The organism is Streptomyces sp. NPDC097640, assembly GCF_040302705.1.
GTDB lineage: Bacteria > Actinomycetota > Actinomycetes > Streptomycetales > Streptomycetaceae > Streptomyces.
The window spans coordinates 36244-61981 of sequence record NZ_JBEOSB010000033.1 but is presented as its reverse complement, the minus strand read 5'-3'; the positions used below and the strand labels follow the sequence as shown (position 1 = coordinate 61981).

At 72.9% G+C, this 25738-nt stretch carries 23 protein-coding genes; 11 read left to right on the top strand and 12 right to left on the bottom strand.

Annotated features, from left to right (window positions below; genetic code table 11):
* Positions 1 to 54 precede the first annotated feature (54 nt).
* The 3 genes from ABTY62_RS38780 (at position 55) to nhaA (ending at position 2797) form a co-directional block, all read left to right on the top strand.
* A complete protein-coding gene (locus ABTY62_RS38780; RefSeq protein WP_352134066.1) occupies positions 55 to 483 on the top strand; it encodes a YidH family protein in 429 nt (142 codons plus the stop codon).
* Between the two features lie 4 nt (positions 484 to 487).
* Positions 488 to 826 (top strand): DUF202 domain-containing protein, encoded by a 339-nt coding sequence (locus ABTY62_RS38775; protein ID WP_502997602.1) that lies wholly within the window; start codon positions 488 to 490, stop codon positions 824 to 826.
* Positions 827 to 922: 96 nt separating this feature from the next.
* A complete protein-coding gene (gene nhaA, locus ABTY62_RS38770; RefSeq protein ID WP_352134100.1) occupies positions 923 to 2797 on the top strand; it encodes a Na+/H+ antiporter NhaA in 1875 nt (624 codons plus the stop codon).
* A gap of 236 nt (positions 2798 to 3033) precedes the next feature.
* On the opposite strand, the gene ABTY62_RS38765 is transcribed toward nhaA, so the two are convergent.
* Entirely contained in the window at positions 3034 to 3960 is a 927-nt protein-coding gene (locus tag ABTY62_RS38765) for an NADP-dependent oxidoreductase (RefSeq protein WP_352134064.1), read from the bottom strand.
* Between the two features lie 265 nt (positions 3961 to 4225).
* Between ABTY62_RS38765 and ABTY62_RS38760 the strand changes: the two genes are divergently transcribed.
* On the top strand, positions 4226 to 5251 hold the full coding sequence (locus ABTY62_RS38760) for a phosphotransferase family protein (RefSeq protein ID WP_352134063.1): 1026 nt from the start codon (positions 4226 to 4228) through the stop codon (positions 5249 to 5251).
* 7 nt (positions 5252 to 5258) lie between these two features.
* A complete protein-coding gene (locus ABTY62_RS38755; protein WP_352134062.1) occupies positions 5259 to 6473 on the top strand; it encodes an acyl-CoA dehydrogenase family protein in 1215 nt (404 codons plus the stop codon).
* 45 nt (positions 6474 to 6518) lie between these two features.
* Here ABTY62_RS38755 and ABTY62_RS38750 read toward each other — a convergent pair whose 3' ends face one another.
* From ABTY62_RS38750 to ABTY62_RS38730, 5 genes are all read right to left on the bottom strand, one after another.
* Complete coding sequence (locus ABTY62_RS38750) at positions 6519 to 7112, bottom strand: TetR/AcrR family transcriptional regulator (RefSeq protein WP_311725198.1); 594 nt, start codon at positions 7110 to 7112, stop codon at positions 6519 to 6521.
* A gap of 34 nt (positions 7113 to 7146) precedes the next feature.
* Positions 7147 to 8808 (bottom strand): AMP-binding protein, encoded by a 1662-nt coding sequence (locus ABTY62_RS38745; RefSeq protein WP_352134061.1) that lies wholly within the window; start codon positions 8806 to 8808, stop codon positions 7147 to 7149.
* 52 nt (positions 8809 to 8860) lie between these two features.
* Entirely contained in the window at positions 8861 to 9625 is a 765-nt protein-coding gene (locus tag ABTY62_RS38740) for an SDR family oxidoreductase (RefSeq protein WP_352134060.1), read from the bottom strand.
* A gap of 162 nt (positions 9626 to 9787) precedes the next feature.
* Positions 9788 to 10846 carry a LysR family transcriptional regulator gene (locus tag ABTY62_RS38735; protein WP_352134059.1) on the bottom strand — a complete coding sequence of 353 codons (1059 nt, stop codon included), beginning with the start codon at positions 10844 to 10846 and terminating at the stop codon, positions 9788 to 9790.
* Positions 10847 to 11207: 361 nt separating this feature from the next.
* On the bottom strand, positions 11208 to 14024 hold the full coding sequence (locus ABTY62_RS38730; RefSeq protein ID WP_352134058.1) for a penicillin acylase family protein: 2817 nt from the start codon (positions 14022 to 14024) through the stop codon (positions 11208 to 11210).
* 211 nt (positions 14025 to 14235) lie between these two features.
* Here ABTY62_RS38730 and ABTY62_RS38725 point away from each other — a divergent pair, with 211 nt between their 5' ends.
* Both ABTY62_RS38725 and ABTY62_RS38720 read left to right on the top strand, forming a co-directional pair.
* Positions 14236 to 14895 (top strand): hypothetical protein, encoded by a 660-nt coding sequence (locus tag ABTY62_RS38725; protein WP_352134057.1) that lies wholly within the window; start codon positions 14236 to 14238, stop codon positions 14893 to 14895.
* A gap of 151 nt (positions 14896 to 15046) precedes the next feature.
* A complete protein-coding gene (locus ABTY62_RS38720; RefSeq protein WP_352134056.1) occupies positions 15047 to 15511 on the top strand; it encodes a MaoC family dehydratase in 465 nt (154 codons plus the stop codon).
* Here the strand turns inward: ABTY62_RS38720 and ABTY62_RS38715 are convergent.
* Positions 15502 to 15918 carry a MerR family transcriptional regulator gene (locus tag ABTY62_RS38715; protein ID WP_352134055.1) on the bottom strand — a complete coding sequence of 139 codons (417 nt, stop codon included), beginning with the start codon at positions 15916 to 15918 and terminating at the stop codon, positions 15502 to 15504. The genes ABTY62_RS38720 and ABTY62_RS38715 overlap by 10 nt on opposite strands.
* Before the next feature lie 53 nt (positions 15919 to 15971).
* On the opposite strand from ABTY62_RS38715, the gene ABTY62_RS38710 reads away from it, so the two are divergent.
* Positions 15972 to 16805, top strand: coding sequence for a class I SAM-dependent methyltransferase (locus tag ABTY62_RS38710; RefSeq protein WP_352134054.1), 834 nt, complete (start codon positions 15972 to 15974; stop codon positions 16803 to 16805).
* A 206-nt stretch (positions 16806 to 17011) separates the two neighbouring features.
* Here ABTY62_RS38710 and ABTY62_RS38705 read toward each other — a convergent pair whose 3' ends face one another.
* From ABTY62_RS38705 to ABTY62_RS38695, 3 genes are read right to left on the bottom strand one after another with little or no spacing between them, the layout of a single operon-like run.
* A complete protein-coding gene (locus ABTY62_RS38705; RefSeq protein ID WP_352134053.1) occupies positions 17012 to 17659 on the bottom strand; it encodes a TetR/AcrR family transcriptional regulator in 648 nt (215 codons plus the stop codon).
* 48 nt (positions 17660 to 17707) lie between these two features.
* Entirely contained in the window at positions 17708 to 18964 is a 1257-nt protein-coding gene (locus tag ABTY62_RS38700; protein ID WP_502997604.1) for an MFS transporter, read from the bottom strand.
* Positions 18965 to 18997: 33 nt separating this feature from the next.
* Positions 18998 to 20416, bottom strand: coding sequence for a CitMHS family transporter (locus tag ABTY62_RS38695; protein ID WP_352134051.1), 1419 nt, complete (start codon positions 20414 to 20416; stop codon positions 18998 to 19000).
* Between ABTY62_RS38695 and ABTY62_RS38690 the strand changes: the two genes are divergently transcribed.
* Positions 20364 to 20498 (top strand): hypothetical protein, encoded by a 135-nt coding sequence (locus tag ABTY62_RS38690; protein WP_352134101.1) that lies wholly within the window; start codon positions 20364 to 20366, stop codon positions 20496 to 20498. The two genes, ABTY62_RS38695 and ABTY62_RS38690, sit on opposite strands and share 53 nt — an antisense overlap.
* A gap of 60 nt (positions 20499 to 20558) precedes the next feature.
* On the opposite strand, the gene ABTY62_RS38685 is transcribed toward ABTY62_RS38690, so the two are convergent.
* Both ABTY62_RS38685 and ABTY62_RS38680 read right to left on the bottom strand, forming a co-directional pair.
* The gene (locus ABTY62_RS38685) at positions 20559 to 22784 is read right to left on the bottom strand and encodes a molybdopterin oxidoreductase family protein (protein ID WP_352134050.1); all 2226 of its coding nucleotides are present in this window, start codon (positions 22782 to 22784) and stop codon (positions 20559 to 20561) included.
* A 130-nt stretch (positions 22785 to 22914) separates the two neighbouring features.
* Entirely contained in the window at positions 22915 to 23565 is a 651-nt protein-coding gene (locus ABTY62_RS38680) for a TetR/AcrR family transcriptional regulator (protein ID WP_352134049.1), read from the bottom strand.
* A 77-nt stretch (positions 23566 to 23642) separates the two neighbouring features.
* Here ABTY62_RS38680 and hmgA point away from each other — a divergent pair, with 77 nt between their 5' ends.
* Positions 23643 to 24977, top strand: coding sequence for a homogentisate 1,2-dioxygenase (hmgA, locus tag ABTY62_RS38675; RefSeq protein WP_352134048.1), 1335 nt, complete (start codon positions 23643 to 23645; stop codon positions 24975 to 24977).
* Positions 24974 to 25723 (top strand): GntR family transcriptional regulator, encoded by a 750-nt coding sequence (locus ABTY62_RS38670; RefSeq protein ID WP_352134047.1) that lies wholly within the window; start codon positions 24974 to 24976, stop codon positions 25721 to 25723. Before hmgA ends, ABTY62_RS38670 begins: the two co-directional genes overlap by 4 nt.
* Positions 25724 to 25738: the final 15 nt, after the last annotated feature.

Below are 25738 nucleotides of genomic sequence, written 5' to 3'. Positions count from 1 at the left end.
GGACACCCCCGCCCGTACCCAATGGGCCGATACGGGCCCGAGTACGCTTGTCCCATGATCGACGCCAACCGCACGCCGCCCCGGGGCAGGCTCGCCTCCGCCGTCGCGGATGTGCGGCTGTGGTTCGCGCCCGAGCGGCTGCGCGCAGAGGGGGAGACCCCGGACTACCGCTTCTCCCTCGCCAACGAACGCACCTTCCTGGCCTGGCTGCGCACCGCGATGGCGCTGGTCGGCGGGGGCTTCGCGGTCGACCAGTTCCTGCCGGACACGGACGGGACGCTGCGGCTGGCGGCGGCGCTCACGCTGCTGGCGGGGGGCGCGGTGTGCGCGGTGCGGGCGCTCAACCACTGGATCCGCTGTGAGCGGGCGATGCGGCGCGGCGAGGATCTGCCGGTCTCCCGCTTCCCGGTCGTGCTGGGGCTGGCCGTCGGGGTGATCGCCCTGGTGATGGTGGGCCTCGTCGCGGTCCGCTGGGGCGGCTGAGCCGATGGCAGAGCCGGACGATCCCGACGTGCACGAGCCCGTGTCCCGCGACCCCGGGCTCCAGCCGGAGCGGACCCGGCTGGCCTGGCGGCGTACGACGCTGGCCTGCGCCGTCGCAGCGTCGCTGGCCGCCCGGCAGGCCCTGCACAACGGGACCGGCCCGGTCTCCGTGCTCTGCGCGGTGTTCGCCGCGCTGGCCTGGCTGGCTTTCCTGGGTGTGGCGGCCCGCCGCATCCGGGCGATGACCGCGCCGCGACCGCCCGCACTGTCCCCGCGGGCGGCCGCGGCGGCGGCGGGCTGCACGCTGGCGCTGGTCGCCTTCGGCGCCGCGCTGGCGCGCTGACGCGCTGACGCACCGCCGCGGCGCGGCCGGTGCCCTCGTGGGGGCACGCTGGCAGGAGGCAGGAGAGGAGCGACCGTGGCGGCCTCGGATCCGACGATGACCCTCCAGACCGCGTCCGGGATGGACGAGCGCGGCCCGCTGCGCGCGTTTCTGCGGACCGAGACGGGCAGCGCGGCGTTCCTCCTGGTCGCCGCCGTCGCGGCGCTGATCTGGGCCAATGCCGCGCCGGGCAGCTACGAGTCGTGGTGGAGCACACCGCTGTCGCTGCGGTTCGGCACGTCGGCCGGGGTGTCGCTGGAGCTGCGCGAGTGGGTGAACAGCGGGCTGATCACGCTGTTCTTCTTCGTGCTCGGCCTCGAGGCGCGCCGCGAGTTCGACATGGGCGAGCTGCGCGAACGCAGTCGGGTGACCCTCCCGGTGTTGGCCGGGGTCTTCGGCATGATCGTCCCCGTCGCCATTTTCCTCGCCTTCAACGCCGGTCACCCCTCGGCGCGGGGCTGGGGAACCGCCATGTCCACCGACACGGCCTTCGCGCTCGGCGGGCTCGCCCTCTTCGGCCGGCGCCTCCCGCGCGGCCTGCGGGTCTTCGTCCTGACCGTCGCGGTCGCCGACGATCTGCTGGCCCTGGTCGTGATCGCCTTCGCCTACACGGAGGTCGTCCATGTGCCCGCGCTGCTGACGGCGGTCGGCGTCTTCGCCGTGCTCCTGGGCCTGCGCGTGGCCGGGGTGCGGCGGTCGGCCGCGTACGCGGTGCCGGCCGTGGCCCTGTGGGCGGCGATGCTCCAGTCCGGTGTGGATCCGGTGGTGAGCGGCCTGGCCATCGGGCTGCTGGTGCCCGCCCATCCGGCCGAGCGGCACGCCCTGGAACGGGCCAGCAAGCTGTTCCGGCGCTTCCGCGAACAGCCGAGCCCCGAATCGGAGCAGGTGCTCCGCCGCGGTCTGGTCTCGGCGATCTCGCCCAACGAGCGGCTCCAGCGGATGTTCCACCCCTGGACCAGCTATGTGATCGTGCCGCTGTTCGCGCTGGCCAACGCGGGCATCACCGTCACCCCCGGGGACCTCGCCCACGCCTTCGGCTCGCGCCCCACCCTGGGCATCCTGCTGGGCTATGTGCTGGGCAAGCCGGTCGGCATCCTGGGCGCCACCTGGATCGCCGTGCGGCTGAGCCGCAAGCGGCTGCTCCCCCCGGTCGGCTGGGGCGGCGTCGCCGCCGGCGGGAGTCTGGCCGGGGTGGGTTTCACCGTGTCCCTGCTGATCGCCACGCTCGCCTTCAGCGGGCAGCAGCTGGAGCAGGCGAAGATCGGCATCCTCGCCGCCATCGTCGGTTCGCTGCTCACCACCTGGCTGGTGACCCGGGCCATCGCCCTCCTGCCCCCGCGCCGCCGCGCGCGGGCGCTGCTGGGCGAGGCACAGACCCTCATCGACCTCAGTGACCCCGTCGATGTGGAGCGCGATCACATCCGCGGCCCCCGGACCGCACCGGTCACGCTCCTCGAGTACGGGGACTTCGAGTGCCCGTACTGCGGCCTGGCGGAGCCCGTGGTCCGCGAGCTGCTCGCCGACTTCGGCGACGACGTGCGCTACGTCTGGCGCCATCTGCCGCTGCGGGATGTCCACCCCAACGCCCAGCTCGCCGCCGAGGCCGCCGAGGCCGCGGCCCACCAGGGCCGGTACTGGGACATGCACGACATGCTGCTGAGCCATCAGGGCGACCTTCAGGTCAGACATCTGCTGGGCTACGCGGAGCAGCTCGGGCTCGACGGCGAGCGGTTCCGCGCGGATGTGCGCGGCCGGTCGGGGGCCGAGCGGATCGCGGAGGACGTCGAATCCGCCGATCTGAGCGGTGTCTCGGGGACGCCGACGTTCTTCGTCAACGGCCGTCGCCACCACGGCGCCTATGACATCGCCACCCTGTCGGCGGCGGTGCGGACCGCCCGCGCGAGGGCGGCCATCAGAGAGGGCCCCCCGTAGCGGCCCGGCCGGGGCCCAGGGGTGTCCGGCCGGCGGAACCATCGTCGGATCTTTTCCCCTACCCGCCCCTTCCCGCGGTGTCGAGCCCCTGCTGATGTGCGGCTCCGCCGCGTGGCAGGGGCTCTGCCCCTGGACCCCGGGTCTGTGGCAGAGCCCCCCACGCGGCGGCGCCGCATATCGACCAGGGCGGGGTGGGGGCGAGCCCGCCGCAGGCGTCAAGATCCGCCGGACAGCACCTAACCGACCGTGACGACGATCTTGCCGCGGGTGTGGCCCTCCTCGTTGAGGCGGTGGGCGTCGGCCGTGTTCTTCAGGGGGAAGACGGCCGCGACCTCCACGCCGAGGGCGCCGCGCTCGGCGATGTCGGTGAGGTCCTGGAGGTCGTTCGGGTCGGGCCGGACGAAGACATAGCGGCCGCCGAGCGCGAGGACCGCCTGGTCGCTGATGGAGGCCAGCCGCCCGCCGGCGGACAGCAGCGGCACGGAGTCGGTGAGCGCGTCGCCGCCGACCGTGTCGAAGACGGCGTGCACCCCGCCGGGGGCCAGCGCCCGCACGCGGTCGGCGAGCCCCTCGCCGTAGGTGACCGGCTCGGCGCCCAGGGCGCGCAGATATTCGTGGTTGCGTTCGCTGGCGGTGCCGAGCACGCGGGCGCCGAGGTGCTTGGCCAGCTGGACGGCCATGGAACCGACGCCACCCGCGGCCGCGTGCACCAGAACGGAGTCGCCCTCGGTGACCTTCAGCGCCTTGACCAGCGTCTGGTACGCGGTGAGGCCCGCCAGCGGAATGCCCGCGGCCTGGGTGAAGGTCAGGTTCCGCGGCTTGCGGGCGAGGGTGCGCACGGGCGCGGCGACATACTCGGCGAAGGTGCCCCGGGACAGAAAGTCCTCGCGGACGTAGCCGATCACCTCGTCGCCCGCCGCGAACTCGGTCACCGCGGGGCCGGGCCGCTCGACGACGCCCGCGACGTCCCAGCCCGGGATGACCGGGAAGACGGCCTCCAGGACGGGATCCAGATAGCCCGCCCGCGCCTTCCAGTCGACCGGGTTGACGCCGGCGGCCATGACCTTGACCAGCACCGAGTCGGGGCCGACCTTGGGCTCGCGCGCCTCTCCGTACTCCAGGACCTCGGGGCCGCCGTAGCGGTGGTAGGTGATGGCCTTCATGACGGGCTCCTCGCGTTCCTGCGCTGCGCGTCTGCGGGCGGGACGGTGCGTGCGGCCCCCGGGACCGCGCTCCCCCCTTCGGGCTCCCCCTCTTCGACGCTCCTGCTCCCGCGCACCCGGCGCAAACCGGCGGCGCGCAAACCGGCGGCGCAGCTCGACGGGCTCAACACTGGACGCCATACCGACTGGTCGGCATCATGATGCGGGACCGTCCGCCGACACCCCCGTGTCCGCCCGTAGCCCCCTTGACGGAGGAAGAGACCCGATGACCTCAGGCAATCCGCCAGGACTCGACCTCGAGCGGCTCCGCGCCCATCTGGACCGCGAGCGGCCGGGGCTGGTGCGCGGCGGGCCGCTGCGCGCCGAGCTGATCCCCGGCGGCCGGTCGAACCTCACCTACGCGGTCACCGACGGCGCCGCCCGCTGGGTCGTACGCCGTCCGCCGCTGGGCCATGTGCTCGCCACCGCCCATGACATGCGGCGCGAGCACCGGGTGATCGGCGCGCTGCACCCGACCAGCGTGCCGGTTCCGGGGCCGGTGCTGCTGTGCGAGGACGAGTCAATCCTGGGAGCGCCCTTCTACGTCATGGAGTTCGTCGAGGGCACGCCGTACCGCACGGCCGAACAGCTCGCCCCCCTGGGCCCGGAGCGCACCCGCCGTGTCGTCCTCGGCCTGGTGGACACCCTGGTCGGGCTGCACGCCGTCGATCCGGCCGCCGTCGGTCTCGCCGACTTCGGGCGGCCGGACGGGTTCCTGGAGCGGCAGCTGCGCCGCTGGGGCAAGCAGCTGGCCGCGTCGCGCAGCCGTGAGCTGCCCGGGATCGACGAGCTGCACGAGGCGCTCGGCAAGGCCCTGCCGGCCTCTCCCGCCCCCACCGTCGTGCACGGCGACTATCGGCTGGACAACGTACTCGTGGGCGGCGATGACCGGATCAACGCGATTCTCGACTGGGAGATGTCCACCCTCGGCGATCCGCTGACCGACCTGGGCCTGCTGGTGATGTACAGCGAGCAGCAGGAGACGGCGGACTCGCCGATCACCACGACCAGCGGCGCCCCCGGCCACCCCGCGCCGCGCGGGCTGATCGAGCGGTACGCGGCCGGCTCGGGCCGCGATGTGGGCGGCGTCGCCTGGTACACGGCCTTCGCCTACTTCAAGCTCGCCGTGATCCTCGAAGGCATCCACTACCGGTTCACCCTCGGCCAGACCGTCGGCGCCGGCTTCGACCGCATCGGCGAGGTCGTCCCGGTGTTCGTCGAGAACGGCCTCACCACGCTACGGAAGGGCTGAGACAGCCATGGACTTCGCATTCGACGCCCGCACCGAGGAGCTGCGGGCCGAGCTGCTCGCCTTCATGGCGGACCATGTCCACCCGGCGGAGGCGGTGGCCGAGGAGCAGCGCGCGCGGCAGGACTCCCCCTGGCGCACCCCACCCGTCGTGGAGGAGCTCAAGGCGAAGGCCCGCGAGCGGGGCCTGTGGAATCTCTTCCTGCCCGATCCCGGGCTGGGCGCGGGGCTGACCAATCTCCAGTACGCCCCGCTCGCCGAGATCACCGGCCACAGCCCCCAGCTGGCCCCCACGGCGCTGAACTGCGCCGCCCCGGACACCGGGAACATGGAGGTGCTCGCCCAGTTCGGCAGCGAACGGCAGCGCAAGCAGTGGCTGGAGCCGCTGCTCGCGGGCGAGATCCGGTCCGCCTTCGCGATGACCGAGCCCGAGGTCGCCTCGTCCGACGCGACCAACATCGAGACCCGGATCGAGCGCGACGGCGACGACTACGTCATCACCGGCCGCAAGTGGTACATCTCCGGGGCGATGAACCCGGACTGCAAGGTCTTCATTGTCATGGGCAAGACCGACCCCGACTCCCCCGACATCCGCCGTCAGCAGTCGATGGTGCTGGTGGAGCGCGAGGCCGAGGGCGTCGAGGTGCGCCGGGCCATGCGGGTCTACGGCTACGAGGACCACTACCACGGCGGCCATGCCGAGGTGGTCTTCCACGGGGTGCGCGTCCCGGCGGCGCATCTGATCGGGGAGGAGGGCGGCGGCTTCGCCATCGCCCAGGCCCGTCTCGGCCCCGGCCGTATCCACCACTGCATGCGGCTGATCGGCATGGCCGAGCGCGCGATCGAGCTGATGTGCCGCCGCGCGGTGTCCCGTACGGCCTTCGGCAAGCCGCTCGCCCGGCAGGGCCAGGTCCATGAGTGGATCGCGGACGCCCGGGTGGCCGTCGAGCAGCTGCGGCTGCTGGTCCTCAAGACGGCGTGGCTGATGGACACGGTCGGCAACCGCGAGGCGCACACCGAGATCCAGGCCATCAAGATCGCCACCCCGCGCACGGTGGTCGACATCCTGGACCGGGCGGTGCAGCTGCACGGGGCGGGCGGGGTCAGCCAGGACTTCCCGCTGGCCGAGCTGTGGGCCGCGGCGCGGACGCTGCGGCTCGCGGACGGGCCTGACGAGGTGCACCAGCGGTCGCTGGCGCGGCGGGAGCTAAGGAAGTACCTCTGAATCCCTGCCTCAATCCCTGCGTCAATCCCTGCGTCAATCCCTGCGTCAGGGCCGCAGGGCGCGCAGCAGCAGGTCGGCGAGGTGGTCGGCGACCTGCTGGGGGTTGAGCGGTCCGTCCGGGCGGTACCAGGTGCCCAGGTGGTGGACCGAGCCGAAGTGGTAGTCCACCACCAGGTCGGCGGGGGTGTGCGAGCTGAACACCCCGGCCCGCTGGCCCTCCTCCACCAGGGCGCGGAACCGCTCGTGGTAGCGGCGCCGCTCCGCCCGTACCTGCTTGTGCTTCTCCGGGCTCAGATGGTGCATGGAGCGGAAGAAGATCGTCGCGTCGTCGAGGTTCTCGATGGTGGTGACAACCACGTCGGCGGCCGCGTCGCGCAGCCGCTGCTCGACCGGCGCGTCCGCGTCCGCGAAGGCGTCCAGGCGCTCCTGCTGGAGCCGCAGCACCCGCCCGTAGATCTCGTGCAGCAGGTCGTCCTTGGAGCCGAAGTAGTGGTACAGGGCGCCCTTGGTGACGCCCGCCGCCTCGACGATCTCCTGGACGGAGGTCCGGTCGTAGCCGCGCTCGGCGAAGAGGCGGGTGGCCGCGGCCAGCAAGCGCTGCGGCACGGGTTTCCCGTCACCTTCCCTCGTCCTGGCCATCTCGTCGCCACCTGCCTCTCGTTCGTGCCGGGTGCTACTCCGGGGGGCGCCGCGCGGCCCGCAGTTCCCGTCGGAGGATCTTGCCACTGGCCGTCTTCGGCAGCTCGGGCAGGATCTCTATCCTGCGCGGATACTTGTACGCCGCGAGCCGCTCCGCGCAGTACGCGGTCAGCTCCTCCGGGGCCGCCTCGGTGCCCGGCCGCAGGCTGATGTACGCCTTGACGGTCTCCCCGCGGTACGGGTCGGGGACGCCGACGACGGCCGCCTCGCGCACCGCGGGGTGGGTGTACAGGACGTCCTCGACCTCGCGCGGCCACACCTTGAAGCCGGAGGCGTTGATCATGTCCTTCTTGCGGTCGACGACGTACAGCCAGCCGTCCGGGTCCATGAAGCCGATGTCCCCGGTGCGCAGCTCCCCGTCGGGCAGGGCGGCCGCGCCGGCCTCCGGTGCCCGCCAGTAGCCGGGCACCACCATGGGGCCGCGTACCGCGATCTCGCCCGGTTCGCCGAACGGCACGTCCCGGCCCTCGTCGTCGATGATGCGCACCACGCTGTCCGGGCCGGGCAGGCCGACCGCCAGGGTGCCCGAGACCGGGTCGACGGGGGCCCGCTTGCCGGGCGGGACGCTGGCGCAGGGGGCGGTGCACTCGGTCAGGCCGTAGCCGTTCTTGAGGTAGAGGCCGAAGGCGGCCTCGAACCGCTCGACCAGCGCGGGCGGCACCGGGGCCCCGCCCGAGGAGGCGAGCAGGAAGGACGTGAAGTGGTCGCGGGTCACCTTCGGGTGGGCCATCAGCGCCATGAAGGCGGTGGAGGGGCCGACGGTGTAGGCGGGGCGGTGCTCGGCGAAGGCGTCGAGGACGACGCCCGGCTCGAAGCGGTAGGCCATGGCGAGGGTCCCGCCGTCCGCGATGGAGGCGGACAGCTCGCAGACCATGCCGGTGATGTGGAACAGGGGCGCGAGCACGAAGATGGTGGAGCCGTCGGGCATCTCGTGGGCGACATGCTGCCGCTCGGCGTTGTAGGAGACGTTGCCGTGGGTGTTCATGGCGCCCTTGGGGGTGCCGCTGGTCCCCGAGGTGTAGCTGATCAGCGCGATGTCGTCGAGGCCCGGCTCCGGCACGGCGGGCGGCAGGGCACCGCCGCGGGCCACCGCGAGCAGGTCCTCGGTGTCCTCGGGGACGGGGATGCGCCCGTGGTTCAGGACCCGGGCGTCGTCGCGGGTCTGGAAGTCGTAGGCGCTCGCGGTGAGCGCGATGCGTACGGGGGAGACGGCGGCCGCGTCCCGCACCCACCCCTCCCAGGCGTGGTCGGCGCACACCAGGGCGGTCGCCTCGGCGTCGGCCAGGATGTGCCCCAGCTCGCCCGCCTTGTACATGGGGTTGACCGGCACCACCGTGCCACCCGCCTTCCACGCGCCGAGCAGGGCCAGCACGAAGTGCGGAGTGTTCTGGAGCATGACCGCGAGCCGGTCGCCGGGCCGGAAGCCCCGCGCGGCGAGATGGCCGGCGATGCCGTCGGAGAGCGCGTCGACCTCCTCGTACGTCAGCCGCCCGTCGAAATAGGCGAGCGCCGCGCGGTGGGGCCGCTCCCGCACGGCGTCCCGGAAGGCGTGCAGCACGCTCGGCCGCGGCCGGATCGACCGGCGCTGCACCTCGGTGAGCTGAGCGAGCCATGGCTGGTCCTGATACGAGGTCATGAGGTGCGGCCCTGTCTGCTCGGGGGTGTGGGTGTGCGGGGGGCAGGGGTCGTCAGTCGGCGGCCTTTTCGAGCTTGCGCTGGAGGTGGTTCATGCCCGCCAGCCAGCGGTCGGTGTCACCGGCGCGGGCCGCGTAGTACTCGGCGACCTCGGGGTGCGGAAGGATGAGGAAGCGCTCCTGCGCGATCCCGTCGAAGAGGGCGTCGGCGACCTGCTCGGGCTCGATCGCGGTCGGCACGAGGACGAGGTCGCCGGTGGCCCCGGTGGCGCGCAGCATATCGGTGCGGACCCCCTGCGGGCAGATCGCGTGGACGCTGACGCCGCGGTGGCGGTAGGTCGCGGACAGCCACTCGGCGAAGGCGAGCGCGGCGTGCTTGGACACGCTGTACGGGGCCGAGCCGACCATGGTCAGCAGGCCGGCGGCGGAGACGGTGGCGACGAAGCGGCCGCTGCCGCGTTCCAGCCAGTCGGGCAGCAGCTCGCGGGCCGCCCGGACATGCGCCATGACGTTGACGTCCCAGGCTGCCTCCCACAGCTCCTCGGCGGCCTCGGGGCCGCCGACGGGGGCGACGCCGGCGTTGGCGCAGTAGATGTCGACGGCACCGCCGAGCGCCGCCCGCGCCTCGGGGACCACGCGGGAGGCGTCGCCCGGCACGGCCACGGCGCCGATCTCCTCGGCGACGGCCCTGGCCTTGTCGGCGTCGAGGTCGTTGACCACGACGCGGGCCCCTTCGGCGGCGAAGCGGCGGGCCAGGGCGGCGCCGATGCCGCCCCCTGCCCCGGTGACCACGGTTCGCGCTCCACGCACGGTACCCACGCATGCTCCTTCGGCCGGGGGCGGACGGCATCGCAGCCTGCCCGGCAGACTAACCAGTCGGTATGTGTAAACGGAAGGGGCATGACGGCGGTACGGGAGGGTACGAGGGCTCTGAGGCTTGTCCCAGACCCCGGGGTCCAGGGGCGGAGCGGTCGGGCAGCCCTAGGCGCGGGCCGGGCCCGCGCCTTCGGCGTCCGGCTTTCTCATGACGCTCCGCCAGCGGGCGTTCTCGCCCGCCAGCGCGTCCCACAGGACGTTCAGCGGGTGGGCCGCGTCCCACGCGGCGCGCTCCCCGCCGCGTACGAACACCCCGACCAGCACCGCCAGGTCCGGCCCGAGGTCGTCGGCCAGCTGGAGCGTCCGCAGCCCCGCGCCGCGCTGAAGCCGCCCGTCGGCGACCGCCTCGCCGATCCCCTGGGTCACCAGCACACAGCCGCGCAGCACGCCCGAGGAGAGCAGTTCCAGGCCGTACTGCACGGTGTCGATCTCGGCCGCGATGTTCAGTTCCTGGCGGTAGCGGGCGCCGAACCAGCCGCGCAGAAAGCCGGGGATCAGACCGTCGGCGGAGACCGCGAGCGGCAGCCCGGGGAGGTCGCGGACCGAGAGCCCGGGGCCGGGCAGCTCGTCCTCGGCGAGGTTGGTCACCAGGGACAGACCACTGCGGCGCCACTCCATCACCTCGAAGCCGTCCAGCCGGGTGTCCCCGTCCCCGGTGGTCAGCACGGAGCCGCAGACCAGGTCGAGCTCCTTGGAGGCGAGCCGGTCCAGCAGGTCGCGGGTGCGCACATGCTCGACCTTGAGCTCCACCCCGCGGCTCTCGAAGTCCTCGGTGACCAGTTCCACGGCGTTGAGGAGGAAGCCGAGGGTGTAGCGGGTGGAGCCCACGTTCAGCCGGCTGCCCAGACGGCGGCGGCAGCCGTGCACGGACTCCAGCCACTCCTTCAGGGTGCCGCGCGCGAGTTCGGCCAGGGCCTCTCCCGTGGCGGTGAAAAGCACGTTCTGACTCCGGCCGCGCTTGAGCACAAGCGGCTCGCCGCACAGCGCGCCGAAGTTCCGATTCATGGTGTCGAGTTGTTTCTGGATGCTGGACTGCTCCCGCCCCAGCAGCCGGGCGGCGCCCAGCGCGGTACCCGCCTCGTGGACCGCGAGCAGCGTGCGGAGCTGGTCCATCGTGGTGTCCAGCAGTGCCGTGGGGTACTGCCACCGGGGGTTTAAGGGCATGCCGGCCTTCCGCATCGAGATCACGTACGAATTCCGGCTTGGCAGCATAGTCGAGCGGGCTCCGGCAAACTGATCCGGAGAACAGCGGTAATCTTCTCGGGATTTGTATTCGGGAATTCGGCGGACCGCATTCGCGGCCCCGGATTATCCGCCTCGGCGGCGACGCGCGGCCCGGGCGCGGGGCCGCGGCGCCTGCGGCGGGCCGTCCCCTACCCGCCCCTTCCCGCAACTGGGGCTCCGCCCCAGACCCCGGTCCTCGAGCTCCTCTCCAGCTACCGCTGGGAGGTGCCCGCATGCGCCCGGACGGGAAGGGGCGGGTAGGGGAGAAATCCGCCGCGGGCGCCGCCGCGCCGCGTTGCCGTCAGCGGTGGTTCGGGAATTCCACGACCTGCTGGTAGGTCGGCCGGTTCTGCCAGTGCGCCTTGTCGTGGGTGACGCCGCCCAGCGGGCGCTGGATGATGGAGTCGGCGCACCACTGGTCGCCCGCCGAGCAGTTCGCGTCGCCCGGGTAGACCTCCGTGGCGGGCTTGGCCGCGGCCTGCTTCAGGCTGGTCAGGAGGGCGTCGCGGCAGGCGGACAGGTCACCGGCGCCGCAGTACTTCTTGGCGAGCGGCCCCTTGACGTCCTCGCCGAGGACGGCGCGCAGATCCTTATCGACGTAGGACCACCAGCCGTACTGGAAGGAGGATCCGGCGTGCGAGCCGGTGGGCCCGTGGCCGGCCGAGGGCGCCTCGTCGACGGTCAGATTGGCGCGCAGCGCATCGTAGAGTTCGCCGCCCAGCTGAGGTTTGAACTCGGCCTCCACCAGAAGCGGCCACCACGCGTCCATGATCCGTACGGCGTCGGGGTGCCCATAGGTGTGCGAGCCGGCGGATGTCTCGCGGCGCTGGGCGCCCGCCGCCTGCCAGGACTCCAGCTGCTGCACGGCCTTGGCCGCCTGCGCGTCGGTGATGGGCGCGCTGCGCAGGACCTTGAGCAGTTCGGGCAGCACGTCCTCGCCGCGCAGATCGGCGACGGCCGCCTCGGCCATGGCGCGGGTGAGCGCGGCACGGGTCACCCCGCCCTTCTTCACCAACGCCCGCACCCGGTCGTCGAGAAGGTTTCCGCGGTGCACCGAGCCGTTGCCGAAGCCGGCCGCCGTGTATCCCTTGGCCTGCCGGTTGTTCCAGCTGATGTAGTAGTCCTGGTCGATGGACTGGGGGTGCTGGGCGGGCGGGGTGTACGCGGCGGTGTTGACCACCGGGTCGAAGTCCCGCCACTCGTACGCCGCCTCGGCCTTGACCGGAAGCGAGGGGTCCACGTCCGCCGCCCGGACCATGTTGAGCCCGCTGTTGTAGTAGGCGGTCTGCCGGGAGTCGGCGTAGAACCAGTTGAAGGTGTAGTTGATGTGCTGCGCCGCGCTCTGGAAGGACTTGGCGTCCTTCACATAGCCGGGATCGTTGAGCATCTGGAAGCCGACGATCGAGTCGGCCTCGTGGCGGTAGGTGGCGCGCAGCAGGGTGTAGGCGACGGGCTTGCCGTCCACCGTCGCGCGATGGGTGACCAGGCCGTACTTGGTGCGGTAGACCTGCATGCGGTAGGAGCCCTCGGCGGTGGAGTCTGCGACCGTCGGCTTCCAGGCGTTGCGGCGCTCGATCTTCTCCATCGGCAGGCAGGAGCCGCGGTAGCGGTAGTACGTGGAGTCCTTGGCCGGGGCGGAGCCGTCGGGTGAGCACAGCTCGACGGCGAAGGTGTCGGTGACGTCCTGCGCGGAGGTGGTCGCGCTCCAGGCGTAGTCCTGGCCGCGGCCCAGCTGGACGTACATCCCCACGCCCGCGAAGGAGGCGCCGCGGGCGCTGATGCCCGGGCCCTGGATCTCCTGGAGCATCAGCAGCTGCGGCGCGAAGTAGCCGGTCTGCGGGCCGAAGACGGCGACGGGGTTGCCACTGGCGGTGTACTTGCCGGAGACCAGGAGCGCGTTGGACATGCCGTGCTTGCGGCTGAACAGATCGCGGGGCAGCACGCCGTCGTCGTAGATGCCGCGCAGCGCCTCGAGCTTCTTCGGGGCCTTGACCTGCTGGGTCGCGCCGGTCCTGGCGCTGCCGGTCTTGTCGTAGACCAGCTGTTCCGGGGTGACGGACCCGGGGTCGGGCAGGGCGGTGCCCTTGGCGTTCGCCGGCTTGCCCGCGTACGGGAAGCTGGTGCCGTCGTGCACGGTCAGCGCGGCCTCGGGGTCGTCGCGCTCGCGGAAGGACTCCCATACCTGGGTGCCCTCGGCCAGGCCGTACTTCTGCTGGGCGGCGAGCAGCGACAGCGCGGACTCCACCTCGCCTCCGCCGCCGTTGCCGAACAGCGCGCCGACGACGGAGGCGAGGGCGATCAGGTCGGTGAGCTTGAAGGGCTCGATCTCGCCCGCGTTGGTGATCGCGTCGATGTGTCCGGTGAGGACGTACTCGCCCGGGAAGTAGCGGCCGTCCTTGGCCTGCTTGCGGTAGGCGTTGATGCCGTCGACATACGCCTGGGCGTCGGCCAGGGCCTGTCTGCCGCGCTCGCCCTGGCTGGCGAGGATGTAGTCGATCTGGGCCTGGTAGTCCTCCTCCTTGTACGGGGCCTGGCCGAAGAAGCTCTGCTCCAGGCCCTGGTTGGACTCGGCGCCGCCGGCGAAGGAGGTGAGCTCGCCGCGGCCGACGTGCCGGAAGAGGTCCATCAGCCAGAGCCGGTCCTGGGCTGCGGCGTATCCGGCGCCGAACTCGGTGCCCTCGCGGGTGGTGCCCTGGATATGGGGCACTCCGGTCTTCTTGTCGCGGGTGATCGTCACATCGTCGCGGGGCTTGTCCACCTTGGCCACCTGGTCGGCGGGGACCCCGAAGGACGAGTCGTTGAAGAAGTCGGTCAGCTTGTCGTCGGTGAGCGTCTGATACCCGGCGACCAGCTTGTTGTAGGGGCCGAGCTGGTCGGTGCTGTGCTCGGGGTGGGTGCCGAACGCGCGGTTGGCGAGGATGTCGGCCAGCGTGGCGTTGCCGTTCTGGCCGGGCGGCAGGATGTCCGAGCACTGGCCCTGGCAGTAGTCGGTGACGGCCGCTGCGGCCGGCTCCGCCTGCGCGCGCTGCGGGAGTGGCCCCGCGAGCGCGGCGCCCAGTGCCAGCACGGCCGTCGTGGCTATCGCGGTACAGGTGAGCTTGCCGGTTCGTCGTCGCATATACGCTCCTCCCGGGTGCCGTTGGGACGGGAGGTTACCGGCGGTATGAACCGGCCGGAAGATGAGCAGCCGTCACCTTCTCCTTCTGCCCCCAGGTCCTTCGGCTTTTTTCAACTTCCTTCCGTTTCCTCGGAATCGAAGGGATCCGGTTCGCGCTCTGTTACGTCCATTCGACAACGAGTCGGGTCCGCACCCGCGGAGGTGGAAAGAGATGGCCGGTTTCAGAGCACTCGCACGAGACGTTCGCAACCCACGCAGGCACATCACCGCGCGCCGCACCTCGCTGCGCAAATGCCTCGAACGGTTCGCACCGTACGGGCACCGGGCGACATGGCACCATCTGTGCTCCCGGGCGGGGATCGCCCTGGAGGACCGTCACCCCGAACCGGCACGGCTGATCACGGCGCTGGAGGAGCTGGAGGAGGCGCGCACCCTGTGGCTCGGGTACGAGGCGAAGTTCGCGGCCCGGCGCCGGCAGGAGAAGCTCGATGGGATCCGCCAGCCGAACGCCCTGGACGACTGGCATCTGCGCACCCGGCGCGGGTGCGACATCATGCCCTGTGAGAGCCCGTCGGCCCACCCCGAGGACCGGCTGGCGGAGGTGCTCGCCCGCCTGATCCTCGCGATGGAGTCGGGGCCCGCCTCGGCCTGCCCGGTCTGCGCACAGAACCGGCTGGCCTGGCACGACGATCTGGACCGCCACCCGTGGGAGGGACCGGTGTGCGGAAACTGCGGCATCGTCGTACCGGTGCCGGTGCTCACGACCGAGGCACTGGCCGCCGCCCGCCACACCAGGCCCGGCCACCCCGCCCGCCCCGTCTCCCACGCCACCCCGTCCGCGCGGCCCCGGAGGCGGTACGCGACCGTGTGAGGGAGCCATGACCGAGAATCGGGGCGCGCCCGCCGGGAATCGGCGGGCGCGCCGCCGCGTCGGGCGCCAGGGCCGTGGCTCGTTGACAGGCGGCGCCCGCCCGTCCATGCTGAGCAGTCGCTTAGTGATCGGACGCCAGGGAGGCCGTGAGATGGCAGAGCCAAGGATCTTCACCTCGCCCGAAGAGCTGCGGTCGGCGGTCGGGGAAGACCTCGGCCCCAGCGACTGGCTGGAGATCGACCAGAAGCGGATCGACCTGTTCGCCGAGGCGACCGGCGACCACCAGTGGATCCATGTGGACCCGGAGAAGGCGGCCGCGGGCCCCTTCGGCTCCACCATCGCCCACGGCTATCTGACGCTGTCCCTGCTCCCCGCGTTCACCCCGCAGCTGCTGGGGGTCGACGGCGTGCGCATGGGCATCAACTACGGCGTGAACAAGGTGCGCTTCCCCGCCCCCGTTCCGGTCGGCTCCCGGCTGCGCGCCACCGGGCGGGTGGCGGAGGTGGCCGAGGTGGCCGACGGCGGCTTCCAGGTGACGCTGGTGGTGACCGTGGAGCGCGAGGGCGGGGAGAAGCCGGTGTGCGTGGCGGAGTCGGTGGCCCGCTACTACGTCTGAGCCGGGTGGCCCTGCCCGGCCAGATAGTCCTGTACGTGCGCCCGGAAGTGCGGGCAGTCGGACAGAAAGGTGTGCGGGCAGTCCAGCACGCCGGCCAGCCGGGCACTTCTGCGGTCGAGTTCGGCGCGCTGGCGCTCGATGTCGGCCAGCTTGGCCCGCACCAGGTCCCGCCACTGGTCGGGGCCCGCGGCGCGGTGCTCGTCCATGCTCGCGATCTCCTCGAGCGTGAAACCCACCTCCTGGCACAGCCGCAGCCGGGCGATCCGCTCGGCGGCCTGTGGGGCGTAGCGCCGCTGTCCGCCGCTGCGTTCCGGCGCGGGCAGCAGGCCCTTGCGTTCCCAGTAGCGGATCTTCGAGGCGGGCACCCCGGTCGCCGCCGCCAGCTCGCCGATCGTCCACTGCGCCATCGCCCGTCCCTTCCGGTTGACTTGATCCCGGGTTCAAGCCCAACGCTGATCGTATGACGACGGACATTGCCAATCATGAGCAGTACGAGACCTGGAACGGTGACGAGGGGCGCCACTGGGCGCGGTGGCAGCCCCGGTACGACGCGATGCTGGAGCCGCTGACGGCCCCGCTGCTGGACGCCGCCGCGCTCGCGCCCGGGGACCGGGTGCTCGACATCGGCTGCGGCTGCGGCGCCACCACGCGGGCGGCTGCCGCGCGCACGGCCGGGGGTGAGGCGCTGGGGGTGGATCTGTCCGCTCCGATGCTGGAGCGCGCCGCGCTCCTCGCCGCCGAGGAAGGCGTACGGAACGCGAGGTTCCTGCGGGCCGACGCGCAGGCGTACGGCTTCGGGCCCGCCTCCCACGACGCGCTGGTCAGCAGGCTCGGCGTACACGGCTTCGCCGACCCGCCCGCGGCCTTCGGCAATCTGGCCGCCGCCCTGCGCCCCGGCGCCCGTCTGGCCATCCTGAGCTGGCAGCACCCCCGGCACAGCGAGTTCGCGCGGGTCCCGGCCCGGGCGCTGCGCGGCACGGAGCCCTCGGGCGAGGGGCAGGCGTTCTCGCTCAGCGACCCCGGCCGAGTCCGCGCGCTGCTGGCCGGGGCGGGCTTCGCACCGGTCGCGGTCGACGCGGTGGAGGTGGTGCTGCGCGTGGGGGACACGCCCCTGGACGCGGTGGAGTTCATGGCCGGCACGGGCGCGCTGCGCGCCGCGCTGGCGTCCGCCGACCGCCCGGCCCGCGAGCGCGCCCGGCGGGTGCTGGCCGAGGCGCTGGAGCCGTACGCCTCACCGGACGGCGTCCGGCTGCGGGCCGCACTGTGGCTGACCACCGCGCGCCGCGCCGCGTAGGGCTGCGGCGGGCCCGAGCCCTGTCCGGGCCCAGGAGACGTCCGGCGGATCTGTTCCCCGTTCCGCCCCTTCCCGGTTCCACTGCCCACGCGGCGGAGCCGCACATCGGCAGGGGCCGGGAAGGGGCGGGGTGGGGCAGTGTCCGAGCGGCGGTCGATGTGCGGCTCCGCCGCGCGGGGCTCCGCCGCGTGGGCCCGCCGCAGGCGTCAGGATCGGCCGGACAGGGCCTGACCCGCCGCGCCCACCATGCGCAGCGCCAGCCCGGCGTAGAGCTCGCCGACCTCGTCGGGGGTGCTGCGGCCGCGGGCGTTGAACCAGCGCGCGACGTCGATGCACAGCGACAGGACGGCGACCGTGGTGCCGCGGACGTCGGCGACGTCGAAGTCGCCTGCCTTCACCCCGTCCTCGACGATCGCCCGCACCGCGCCGTCCGAGGCCCGCCGCAGCGCGGTGATCTCGGCGCAGTGGTCCTCGGCGAGCGCGTCGAGCTCGTACTGGACCACGCGGGCGGTGGTGTGGTGCTCGGCGTGCCAGCGGACGAAGGCGCGCACGGCCTCGGCGAGCCGCTCGGCGGGGGTGCCGGCGCCGTCCCTGGCCGCTTCGAGGATGTCGAGCGCGAGCCGGTGGCCGACCTTGCTGATCTGGTAGAGCAGCTCTTCCTTGGTCTTGTAGTGGATGTAGAGCGCGGCGGGGCTCATGCCGGCGCGGCCCGCGATGTCGCGGGTGGTGGTGGCGTGGTAGCCGCGCTCGGCGAAGGCGTGCACCGCGGCGGTCATCAGCCGCCGGGCCGCGTCCGGAGTGATGTCGCGCCACGCCTCGGGGGCGCCCTCGGTGTTTTTCGCCTCCGCGTCCATGGCGGACACCCTACATGCCGGTGAGCAAGCGCTTAGGCCACGTCTTCCTCAGGCCTTTCGCTCGGCCGAGGGCTCCGTACGGCGCCCGGGCGGGGCGGGCGCCTCGGGCCGGGCGGGCGCCTCGGGCGGGGCGCCGCGCCGGGCGGGCCGTATCGCTACGGCCGCGGAGGCGAGCAGCAGCACTCCGAGCATCACGAACGGGGCGGCCGTCCCCGCGATCCCGGCCAGCACGCCCGCGGAGGCGGGCGCGGCGACCTGGCCGAGGCGGTTGCCGGTGAGCCGCAGCGCCAGGGCGGTGGAGCGGGCGCCGTCCGGCGCCGCCTGGACGACGGTGGTCATGGACAACGGCTGGCCCACCCCGAGGCAGAAGCCGAGCGCGGCCAGCAGGATCCCCAGCCCCCAGGCGGGCACCGGCAGGGCGAGCGCCGCGCACAGCAGCCCGGCCCCCAGGCAGCTGACGGCCATCAGGACGGTGCGGCCCAGCAGCCGGATCATCGGGGTCATGATGAGCCGGCAGGCGATGGTGGCGGCGGCGCGCACGCTCAGCAGCAGGCCGATGACCGCGGGCGCGATGGACCGCTGTTCGCCGACGACGGGGAGGTAGGCGGTGAGGATGTCGGTGGCGGAGAGCACGGCGAGGCTGATGAAGATGCCGGAGGCCACGCCCCGGGTGCGCAGGATGCCGCCGACCGGGACCCGGCCGCCGGAGCGCGCCCCGTCGGCGTCGGACGACCCCGGCCCCGCGGCCCCCTCCCGCGCGCGGTGCTCGATGCGCCACAGGGACGTGACCGCGAAGGCCGCGACGACGGCCGATACGAAGAGCGCGGCCGCGCTGGTCCGCGCCAGGGCGTCGCCGTGCTCGGACACCACCTGACCGGCGGCGATGGGGCCGATGAGCTGGCCGAGGGAGGCGCCGATGGTGAAGTGGCCGAAGTTGCGGTCCTGATCCTCGGGGGCGCTCTGGCGGGCCACCAGGGACTGGGCGCCGATCACGAAGGACAGATGGCCCAGGCCCATCACCCCGCTCCACACGGCCATCTCCAGCAGCGACCCGGCCCGGCCGCTGAGCGCGCAGCCGGTCACGATCAGCACCACGCCGACCGGCAGCAGCGGGGCGCAGCGCCCGTGGTCGGTGCGCCGCCCCAGTGGTACGGCGGCGAACAGCGGCAGCAGGGCGTAGACGCCCGCGATCACGCCGACCGCCCGGGCGTCGGCGCCCAGCGCGAGAGCCCGGTAGGAGACGGCGGGCCGCGCCATGCTCACCGCCCCCTGCGCGAACGAGAAGGCGATGACCAGGCGCAGCAGCCAGCCCCTACCGGGCTTCGGAGAATCCACGGGTCAGATGATGCCGAAGAGCAGGCCCGCCCCGAGCACCACCAGCGAGGTGAGCGCCGCCCACTTCACCACGAAGCGGGTGTGGTCGCCGAACTCGACCTTCGCCATGCCGACCAGGACGTAGACGGCCGGGACCAGCGGGCTGGACATGTGCAGGGCCTGCCCGACCAGGGAGGCGCGGGCGATCTCGACCGGGTCGACCCCGTGCGCGGCCCCGGCCTCGGCGAGGATCGGCACGATGCCGAAGTAGAAGCCGTCGTTGGACATGAAGTAGGTGAGCGGGATGGACAGGATGCCGGTGACCAGGCCCATGTGCGGGCCCATTCCGTTCGGGATCCCGTCGACCAGCCAGCGCGCCATGTGCTCGACCATGCCGGTGCCGGTGAGCACGCCGGTGAAGACGGCGGCGGCGAAGACCATGCCGGAGACGTTGACGACGTTCTCGGAGTGGGCGGCGATACGGGCCTTCTGGTCCGCGACGCGCGGGAAGTTGACGGTGAGCGCGATGGCGGCGCCGAGCAGGAAGAGGACCGGGATCGGCAGGTCCTCGCGGATCATCATGGTGAGCAGCCCGATGGTGAGGGCCGCGTTGAACCAGTACAGCTTGGGGCGCAGGGTGGGCCGGTTGGGGTCGAGCCCCTGGTGCTCTTCGGAGTCGTCCTCGGGCGCCTCGGCGTCGGTGCCGCCGCCCGCGCCGCCGGTGGCCTGCTTGCCCTTACGGTCCTTGGCACCCGTGCCGGAGCCGGTGCCGCCGCCCGCGCCGACCAGCACCGTCTCGGGGTCGGCGGTGACGTCCTCGAGGGTCAGCGTGCCAAGGCGCTTGCGCTCGCGCAGACCGAGGCCGTAGGCGAGGGCGAAGACGAAGACCAGGCCGGCCGCGAGGGCCGGGATCATCGGGACGAAGATGTCGCTGGCGTCGAGCTTGAGCGCGGCGGCGGCGCGGGCGGTGGGGCCGCCCCAGGGGAGCGTGTTCATCACGCCGTTGGCCATGGCCGCGACACCGGTCATGACGACCAGGCTCATCTTCAGCCGCCGGTACAGCGGCACCATGGCCGACACGGTGATCATGAAGGTGGTGGAGCCGTCGCCGTCGAGGGAGACGATCGCGGCGAGCACCGCGGTGCCGACGACCACCCGCATCGGGTCCGCTTTGCAGAACCGCAGGATGACCCGGACGATCGGGTCGAAGAGGCCGACGTCGATCATCACCCCGAAGTAGATGATGGCGAACATCAGCATCGCCGCGGTGGGCGCGAGGTCACCGACGCCCTTGAGGACGTAGTCCCCCAGGTGCGCCCCCTTCCCCACGATGACGCAGAAGAGCGCCGGGATGAGCACCAGCGCACCCATCGGAGTCATCTTCTTCATCATGATCAACACCAAGAAGGTGGCAATCATGACGAATCCGAGGATTGTCAGCATATTTGGCTACCTCACGTTCGCCCTTGAACTCCCCCAGAACTGGCGGGTCGAGGTGACGTTAGGTGGCGCAACTTTCCGTTAACAAGGTCTTGACGTGCGAGCAATAAGCGCAAAACCCCAGGTCAGCCGGGTTGGCGTGATTTCAGGCCCCGGGGGTGACCACCGTGAGCTGCACCGGGCAGCCGTTGAGCACCGCGGTGCCGGACAGCGGATCGAGCCGGGATCCGTCGATGAGCCGGTTGACGTTGACCCCCGGGTGCGCCGCCGCGACCGGCGTCCGGGTGCCGGGCCGGTCGTGCCCCCAGCCGTGCGGCAGGCTGACCACCCCGGTCCGTACCGCGTCCGTCACCTCCACCGGCACCTCCAGCTCCCCGCCGTCGCCCTTGACCCGCACCAGGCCGCCGTCGGCCACGCCCAGCCGGGCCGCGTCCTTGGGGTGGAGGTGGAGGGTGCAGCGGTTGCTGCCGCCGACCAGCGCCGGGATGTTGTGCATCCAGCTGTTGTTGGAGCGCAGATGGCGGCGGCCGACCAGCAGCAGCCCGTCCGCGCGCCCGCCCAGCGCCCGCCGCAGCCGCGCCGCTTCGGCGGCGATCGGCTCCGGGCACAGCTCGACGGTGCCGCTGCGGGTCTTGAGCAGGCCGGGCAGGCGCGGCCGCAGCGGCCCCAGGTCGATGCCGTGCGGGTGGGCCAGGACCCTGGTCAGGGTCAGCCCCTCGGGGTCGGCGCCGAAGCCGTCCCCGTACGGGCCGAGGCGCAGCATCATGTCCAGCCGCCGCTCGGCGCCGCTGACGCCGGTGAGATGGGCGGCGAGCTCTCCCCGGTCGCGGCCGTGCACCGGCGAGGCGGGGTCGGCCACGGCCTTGCCGAGGGCCGCGTCGATCGCCATGGCGTCCACGGCCGCCGGGTCGGCGCCCGCGTGCCCGCCCGCGCACAGCGTCAGCCGCGCCAGGATCTCGGCCTCGCTCATCCGGTCCGCGTCCAGCGGGAGCGCGGGGCGGGTGTAGCGGACCTGGTTGCGCACCGCGAAGGTGTTGAACGCGAAGTCGAAGTGGGGGCTCTGGCTGGGCGGGGGCGGCGGCAGGACCACATGCGCGTGGCGCGAGGTCTCGTTCAGATACGGGTCCACGCTCACCATGAAGTCGAGCCCGGCCAGCGCCCGGTCCAGCCGGTCGCCGTCCGGCGCGGACAGCACCGGGTTGCCCGCGATCACGATCAGCGCCCTGACCTGCCCCTCGCCCGGGGTCTCGATCTCCTCGGCCAGCGCCGCCGCGGGCAGTTCGCCCTTCGCCTCGGGGTGTCCGCCGACCCTGCTGCGCCAGCGGCCGAGCGCGAACCCCTTGCCGGGGCGCGGCGGGCGCGGCGCCCCGGCGGTGGCGGAGAGCGGGAACATGACCCCGCCGGGCCGGTCCAGGTTGCCGGTGAGGGCGTTCACCACATCGACCAGCCAGCTGGTGAGCGTGCCGAACTCGACGGTGGTGGAGCCGATCCGCCCGTAGACGGCGGCTCGTGGCGCGGCGGCGAGCTCGCGGGCGAGCGTACGGATCTCCCCGGCGGGCACCTCGCAGACCGCGGCCACCGCCTCGGGCGTGAAGTCCGCCGCCAGCCGCCGCACCTCGTCCACGCCCGTCAGATGCTCGCCGGGGGCCACCAGGCCCTCCGCGAACAGCACCCCGACCACCGCGAACAGCAGCAGCGCGTCCGTGCCGGGCCGGATGGCCAGATGCCGGTCGGCGGCCTCGGCCGTACGGGTGCGGCGCGGATCGACCACCGTGAGCCGGCCGCCGCGCCGCCGCAGGGCCTTGAGCCGCCCGGGGAAGTCGGGGGCGGTGCACAGGCTGCCGTTGGAGTCCAGCGGGTTGGCGCCGATCATCAGCAGATGGTCGGTGCGGTCCAGGTCGGGCACCGGGATCGCGTTCGCGTCGCCGTAGAGCAGGCCGCTGGAGACATGCTTGGGCATCTGGTCGAGGGTGCTGGCGGTGAAGATGTTCCGGGTGCCGAGCGCGCCGAGCAGCAGCGAGGGATACAGCCCGCCCGCCATGGTGTGCACGTTCGGATTGCCGAGGAACACGGCCGCCGCCTGCGGCCCGTACCGCTCCAGCAGCGGTCGCAGCCCGGCGTCCACGGCGGCGAACGCCTCGTCCCAGCTCGCCGGCTCCAGCCGCCCGCCGCGCCGTACCAGGGGCCGCCGCAGCCGGTCCGGGTCCGCGTCCAGCTGGCCGAACGACGCGCCCTTGGGGCAGATGAAGCCCCGGCTGAAGACATCGTCCCGGTCCCCGCGCGCCCCGGTGACCTGCCCCTCGTCGATGGTCAGGGTCAGCCCGCAGGTGGCCTCGCACAGCGGGCAGATGCGCAGAGCGGTACGGCTCATCGGTCCCTCCTGGGGACGGCGGCGGCAACGGTGACGCGACGACTTCTCACCCTACCGATTGGTACGCAGGTGAGGGAGGGTCGGGCCAGACGGCGAAGCGGAACCGCATGGCCAGGCCCGCCGCGGGCGGTCAGTCCAGCACGCCCGCCAGATACGCGCGCAGCAGCTCCTTCGTCTCGGCCACGACCACCGGGTCGCCGTCCGGGTGGACGCGGAAGGCGAGCCGCAGCAGCGCGTCCGCGGTCTCGACGGCGAGCAGGAAGGCCACCCGCACCCGCTCCCCCGCCTCGCCGGACTCCTCCAGGCCCAGCCGCTCGCCGAGCAGCTCGCGCAGCCGGTCCGCGACCAGGTGGTTGGGCTGGTCGGGCCGAGCGGTCACGGGCACCGGCATGCCGAACTCGACCAGCGCGAAGCCCGGCGCCCCGCGCTTCATCGCCAGATACTCGTCGACCACCACGTCCATGGCCTCCCGCCAGCCGCCGCCGTCCGTCCCGGACTCCGCCAGCCGCTCGGTCACCCGCGCGGCGTACTCGTCGAGATTGCGGTGGGCCAGGGCCTCGGCCATCGCGCGCTTGTTGGAGAAGAAGCGGTACACCGAGCCGATGGGGACGCCGGCGCGCTCGGCGACCGCACGGGTACTGAGGTCGTCGTAGCCGGTCTCGTCGAGGAGTTCGGCACAGGCGTCGAGGATCCGGCCGAGGCGCTCGGCGCTGCGGCGCTGGACGGGGGCGCGGCGGAGGGGCGGTGGCGGTATGGGCACGCCACCATCCTGCCCGATCATTGACGCGCCCCGCTTTCGATTCCTATGGTCCTCCATAGGAATCGCACGCCCAGTGACCAAGTGGCGGGAGCCGGACGATGAGCGGCGGAACGGACATCGAGCGAGCGCGCAAGACGGCCGCGGGGCTGGTGTACTCCCCCGGGTTCGGCAATGAACACAGCAGCGAGGCCGTCGCGGGCGCGCTGCCCGTCGGCCGCAACTCCCCCCAGCGCGCCCCGCTGGGGCTGTACGCGGAGCAGCTGAGCGGCACCGCCTTCACCGAACCGCGCGCCCACAACCGCCGCTCCTGGCTGTACCGCATCCGGCCCTCCGCCGCGCACCCGCCCTTCGTCCGCGCCGACAACGGCGGGCTGCGCGGCGCGCCGTTCACGGAGTGCGCCCCGGACCCCAACCGGCTGCGCTGGGAACCGCTGCCCGCCCCGGCCCCCGGCACGGACTTCCTCGCCGGCCTGTGGACCCTCGGCGGCAACGGCGACGCCTCGCGCCGCTCCGGCATGGCCATCCACCTCTACGCCGCGAACGCGCCCATGACCGACCGGGTGTTCAGCGACGCCGACGGCGAGCTGCTGATCGTGCCCGAGCGGGGCGGGCTGCTGCTGTGCACCGAGTTCGGGCGGCTGCGCGCCGAGCCGGGGCAGATGGCGCTGGTGCCGCGCGGCGTGCGCTTCCGCGTCGAGCCGCTCGACCCCGAGGTGCGCGGCTACGTCTGCGAGAACCACGGCCGCCCCTTCGCCCTCCCCGACCTCGGCCCGATCGGCGCCAACGGGCTGGCCAACGCGCGGGACTTCCTGGCCCCGGTGGCCGCGTACGACGATGTCGAGGGCCCGGTGGAGGTGGTCAACAAGTTCTGCGGCAACCTGTGGTCCGCGACCTACGACCACTCCCCGCTGGACGTCGTCGCCTGGCACGGCAACCACGTCCCGTACGTGTACGACCTGCGCCGTTTCAATGTGCTCGGCTCCATCAGCTACGACCACCCGGACCCGTCGATCTTCACGGTCCTCACCTCGCCCTCCGACACCCCCGGCCTGGCGAACGTCGACTTCGTGGTCTTCGCGCCGCGCTGGCTGGTCGGCGAGGACACCTTCCGGCCGCCGTACTTCCACCGCAATGTGATGAGCGAGTACATGGGCCTGATCGAGGGCGCGTACGACGCCAAGACCGCCGGGAAGGGCGGCTTCGTGCCCGGGGGCGGCTCGCTGCACAACATGATGTCCGCGCACGGCCCCGACCGGGAGACCTTCGAGCGGGCGAGCGCGGCGGAGCTGACGCCCCGCAAGGTCGACGACGGGCTGGCCTTCATGTTCGAGACCCGCTGGCCCGTGACGGCCACCCGGCAGGCGCGCGAGGCGGACCATCTCCAGCAGGGGTACGACGACGTCTGGCGTGGCCTGGAGCGGCACTTCCGGTGACCACCTTCGCCCCCGACTCCCTCACCCTGAACCGCAAGCTGCCGCTGTGGTACCAGGTCTCGCAGTCGCTGCGGGCCTCGATACTCGGCCGCGGCCCCCACGAGCCGCTGCGCCTGCCCACCGAGGACCGTCTGGCCGAGCACTACGGCGTCAGCGTCCTGACGATGCGGCAGGCGCTCAAGGAGCTGGAGACGGAGGGGCTCATCAGCCGCCACCGGCGGCGCGGCACCTTCATCGAGCCGAGCGCCCGGCGGGGCGCGCCGGTGCGGCTGCTGGGCTCGGTGGACGCGATCGTGGCCCAGCAGTCCGGCGAGCGGACGACCGTGCTCGGCCACGGCCCCGCCCCCGTACCGGCGGAGCTGGCCGAGCACTTCCCGGGCCTGCGCGAGACCACGGCCTACCGGCGGCTGCGGAGCGACGCGGCGAGCGGCGAGCCGACCAACTGGGCCGAGAACTTCGTCCGCCCCGACATCGCCGAGCGCATCGACGTGGCCGACCTCGCGCGCTGGCCGATGACGAAGGTGCTGCGGGACGCGGTGGGGGTCCGGATCAGCCGCATCACGGACACGGTCGAGGCCCGCCTGGCCGACCCGGAGACGTCCCGGCTGCTCCGGGTGCCGCTGCTCAGCCCGATCCTGCACTACACGGGGGTGACCTACGACGACGCGGGGCGCGCGGTCGACGTGGCCCGCATCCACTACCGGGGGGACCGCTTCTCGTTCACGGTCACGGTCGAGGCGCGGTGACCGCCGTCGGCTGAG

Excerpts from the sequence above, each read along its gene's own strand:
- ABTY62_RS38780 (WP_352134066.1), top strand. The coding sequence starts at position 55 with ATGATCGACGCCAACCGCACGCCGCCCCGGGGCAGGCTCGCCTCCGCC.
- ABTY62_RS38775 (WP_502997602.1), top strand. The coding sequence starts at position 488 with ATGGCAGAGCCGGACGATCCCGACGTGCACGAGCCCGTGTCCCGCGAC.
- nhaA (WP_352134100.1), top strand. The coding sequence starts at position 923 with ATGACCCTCCAGACCGCGTCCGGGATGGACGAGCGCGGCCCGCTGCGC.
- ABTY62_RS38765 (WP_352134064.1), bottom strand. The coding sequence starts at position 3,960 with ATGAAGGCCATCACCTACCACCGCTACGGCGGCCCCGAGGTCCTGGAG.
- ABTY62_RS38760 (WP_352134063.1), top strand. The coding sequence starts at position 4,226 with ATGACCTCAGGCAATCCGCCAGGACTCGACCTCGAGCGGCTCCGCGCC.
- ABTY62_RS38755 (WP_352134062.1), top strand. The coding sequence starts at position 5,259 with ATGGACTTCGCATTCGACGCCCGCACCGAGGAGCTGCGGGCCGAGCTG.
- ABTY62_RS38750 (WP_311725198.1), bottom strand. The coding sequence starts at position 7,112 with ATGGCCAGGACGAGGGAAGGTGACGGGAAACCCGTGCCGCAGCGCTTG.
- ABTY62_RS38745 (WP_352134061.1), bottom strand. The coding sequence starts at position 8,808 with ATGACCTCGTATCAGGACCAGCCATGGCTCGCTCAGCTCACCGAGGTG.
- ABTY62_RS38735 (WP_352134059.1), bottom strand. The coding sequence starts at position 10,846 with ATGCCCTTAAACCCCCGGTGGCAGTACCCCACGGCACTGCTGGACACC.
- ABTY62_RS38730 (WP_352134058.1), bottom strand. The coding sequence starts at position 14,024 with ATGCGACGACGAACCGGCAAGCTCACCTGTACCGCGATAGCCACGACG.
- ABTY62_RS38725 (WP_352134057.1), top strand. The coding sequence starts at position 14,236 with ATGGCCGGTTTCAGAGCACTCGCACGAGACGTTCGCAACCCACGCAGG.
- ABTY62_RS38720 (WP_352134056.1), top strand. The coding sequence starts at position 15,047 with ATGGCAGAGCCAAGGATCTTCACCTCGCCCGAAGAGCTGCGGTCGGCG.
- ABTY62_RS38715 (WP_352134055.1), bottom strand. The coding sequence starts at position 15,918 with ATGGCGCAGTGGACGATCGGCGAGCTGGCGGCGGCGACCGGGGTGCCC.
- ABTY62_RS38710 (WP_352134054.1), top strand. The coding sequence starts at position 15,972 with ATGACGACGGACATTGCCAATCATGAGCAGTACGAGACCTGGAACGGT.
- ABTY62_RS38705 (WP_352134053.1), bottom strand. The coding sequence starts at position 17,659 with ATGGACGCGGAGGCGAAAAACACCGAGGGCGCCCCCGAGGCGTGGCGC.
- ABTY62_RS38690 (WP_352134101.1), top strand. The coding sequence starts at position 20,364 with ATGATCAACACCAAGAAGGTGGCAATCATGACGAATCCGAGGATTGTC.
- ABTY62_RS38695 (WP_352134051.1), bottom strand. The coding sequence starts at position 20,416 with ATGCTGACAATCCTCGGATTCGTCATGATTGCCACCTTCTTGGTGTTG.
- ABTY62_RS38685 (WP_352134050.1), bottom strand. The coding sequence starts at position 22,784 with ATGAGCCGTACCGCTCTGCGCATCTGCCCGCTGTGCGAGGCCACCTGC.
- ABTY62_RS38680 (WP_352134049.1), bottom strand. The coding sequence starts at position 23,565 with ATGATCGGGCAGGATGGTGGCGTGCCCATACCGCCACCGCCCCTCCGC.
- hmgA (WP_352134048.1), top strand. The coding sequence starts at position 23,643 with ATGAGCGGCGGAACGGACATCGAGCGAGCGCGCAAGACGGCCGCGGGG.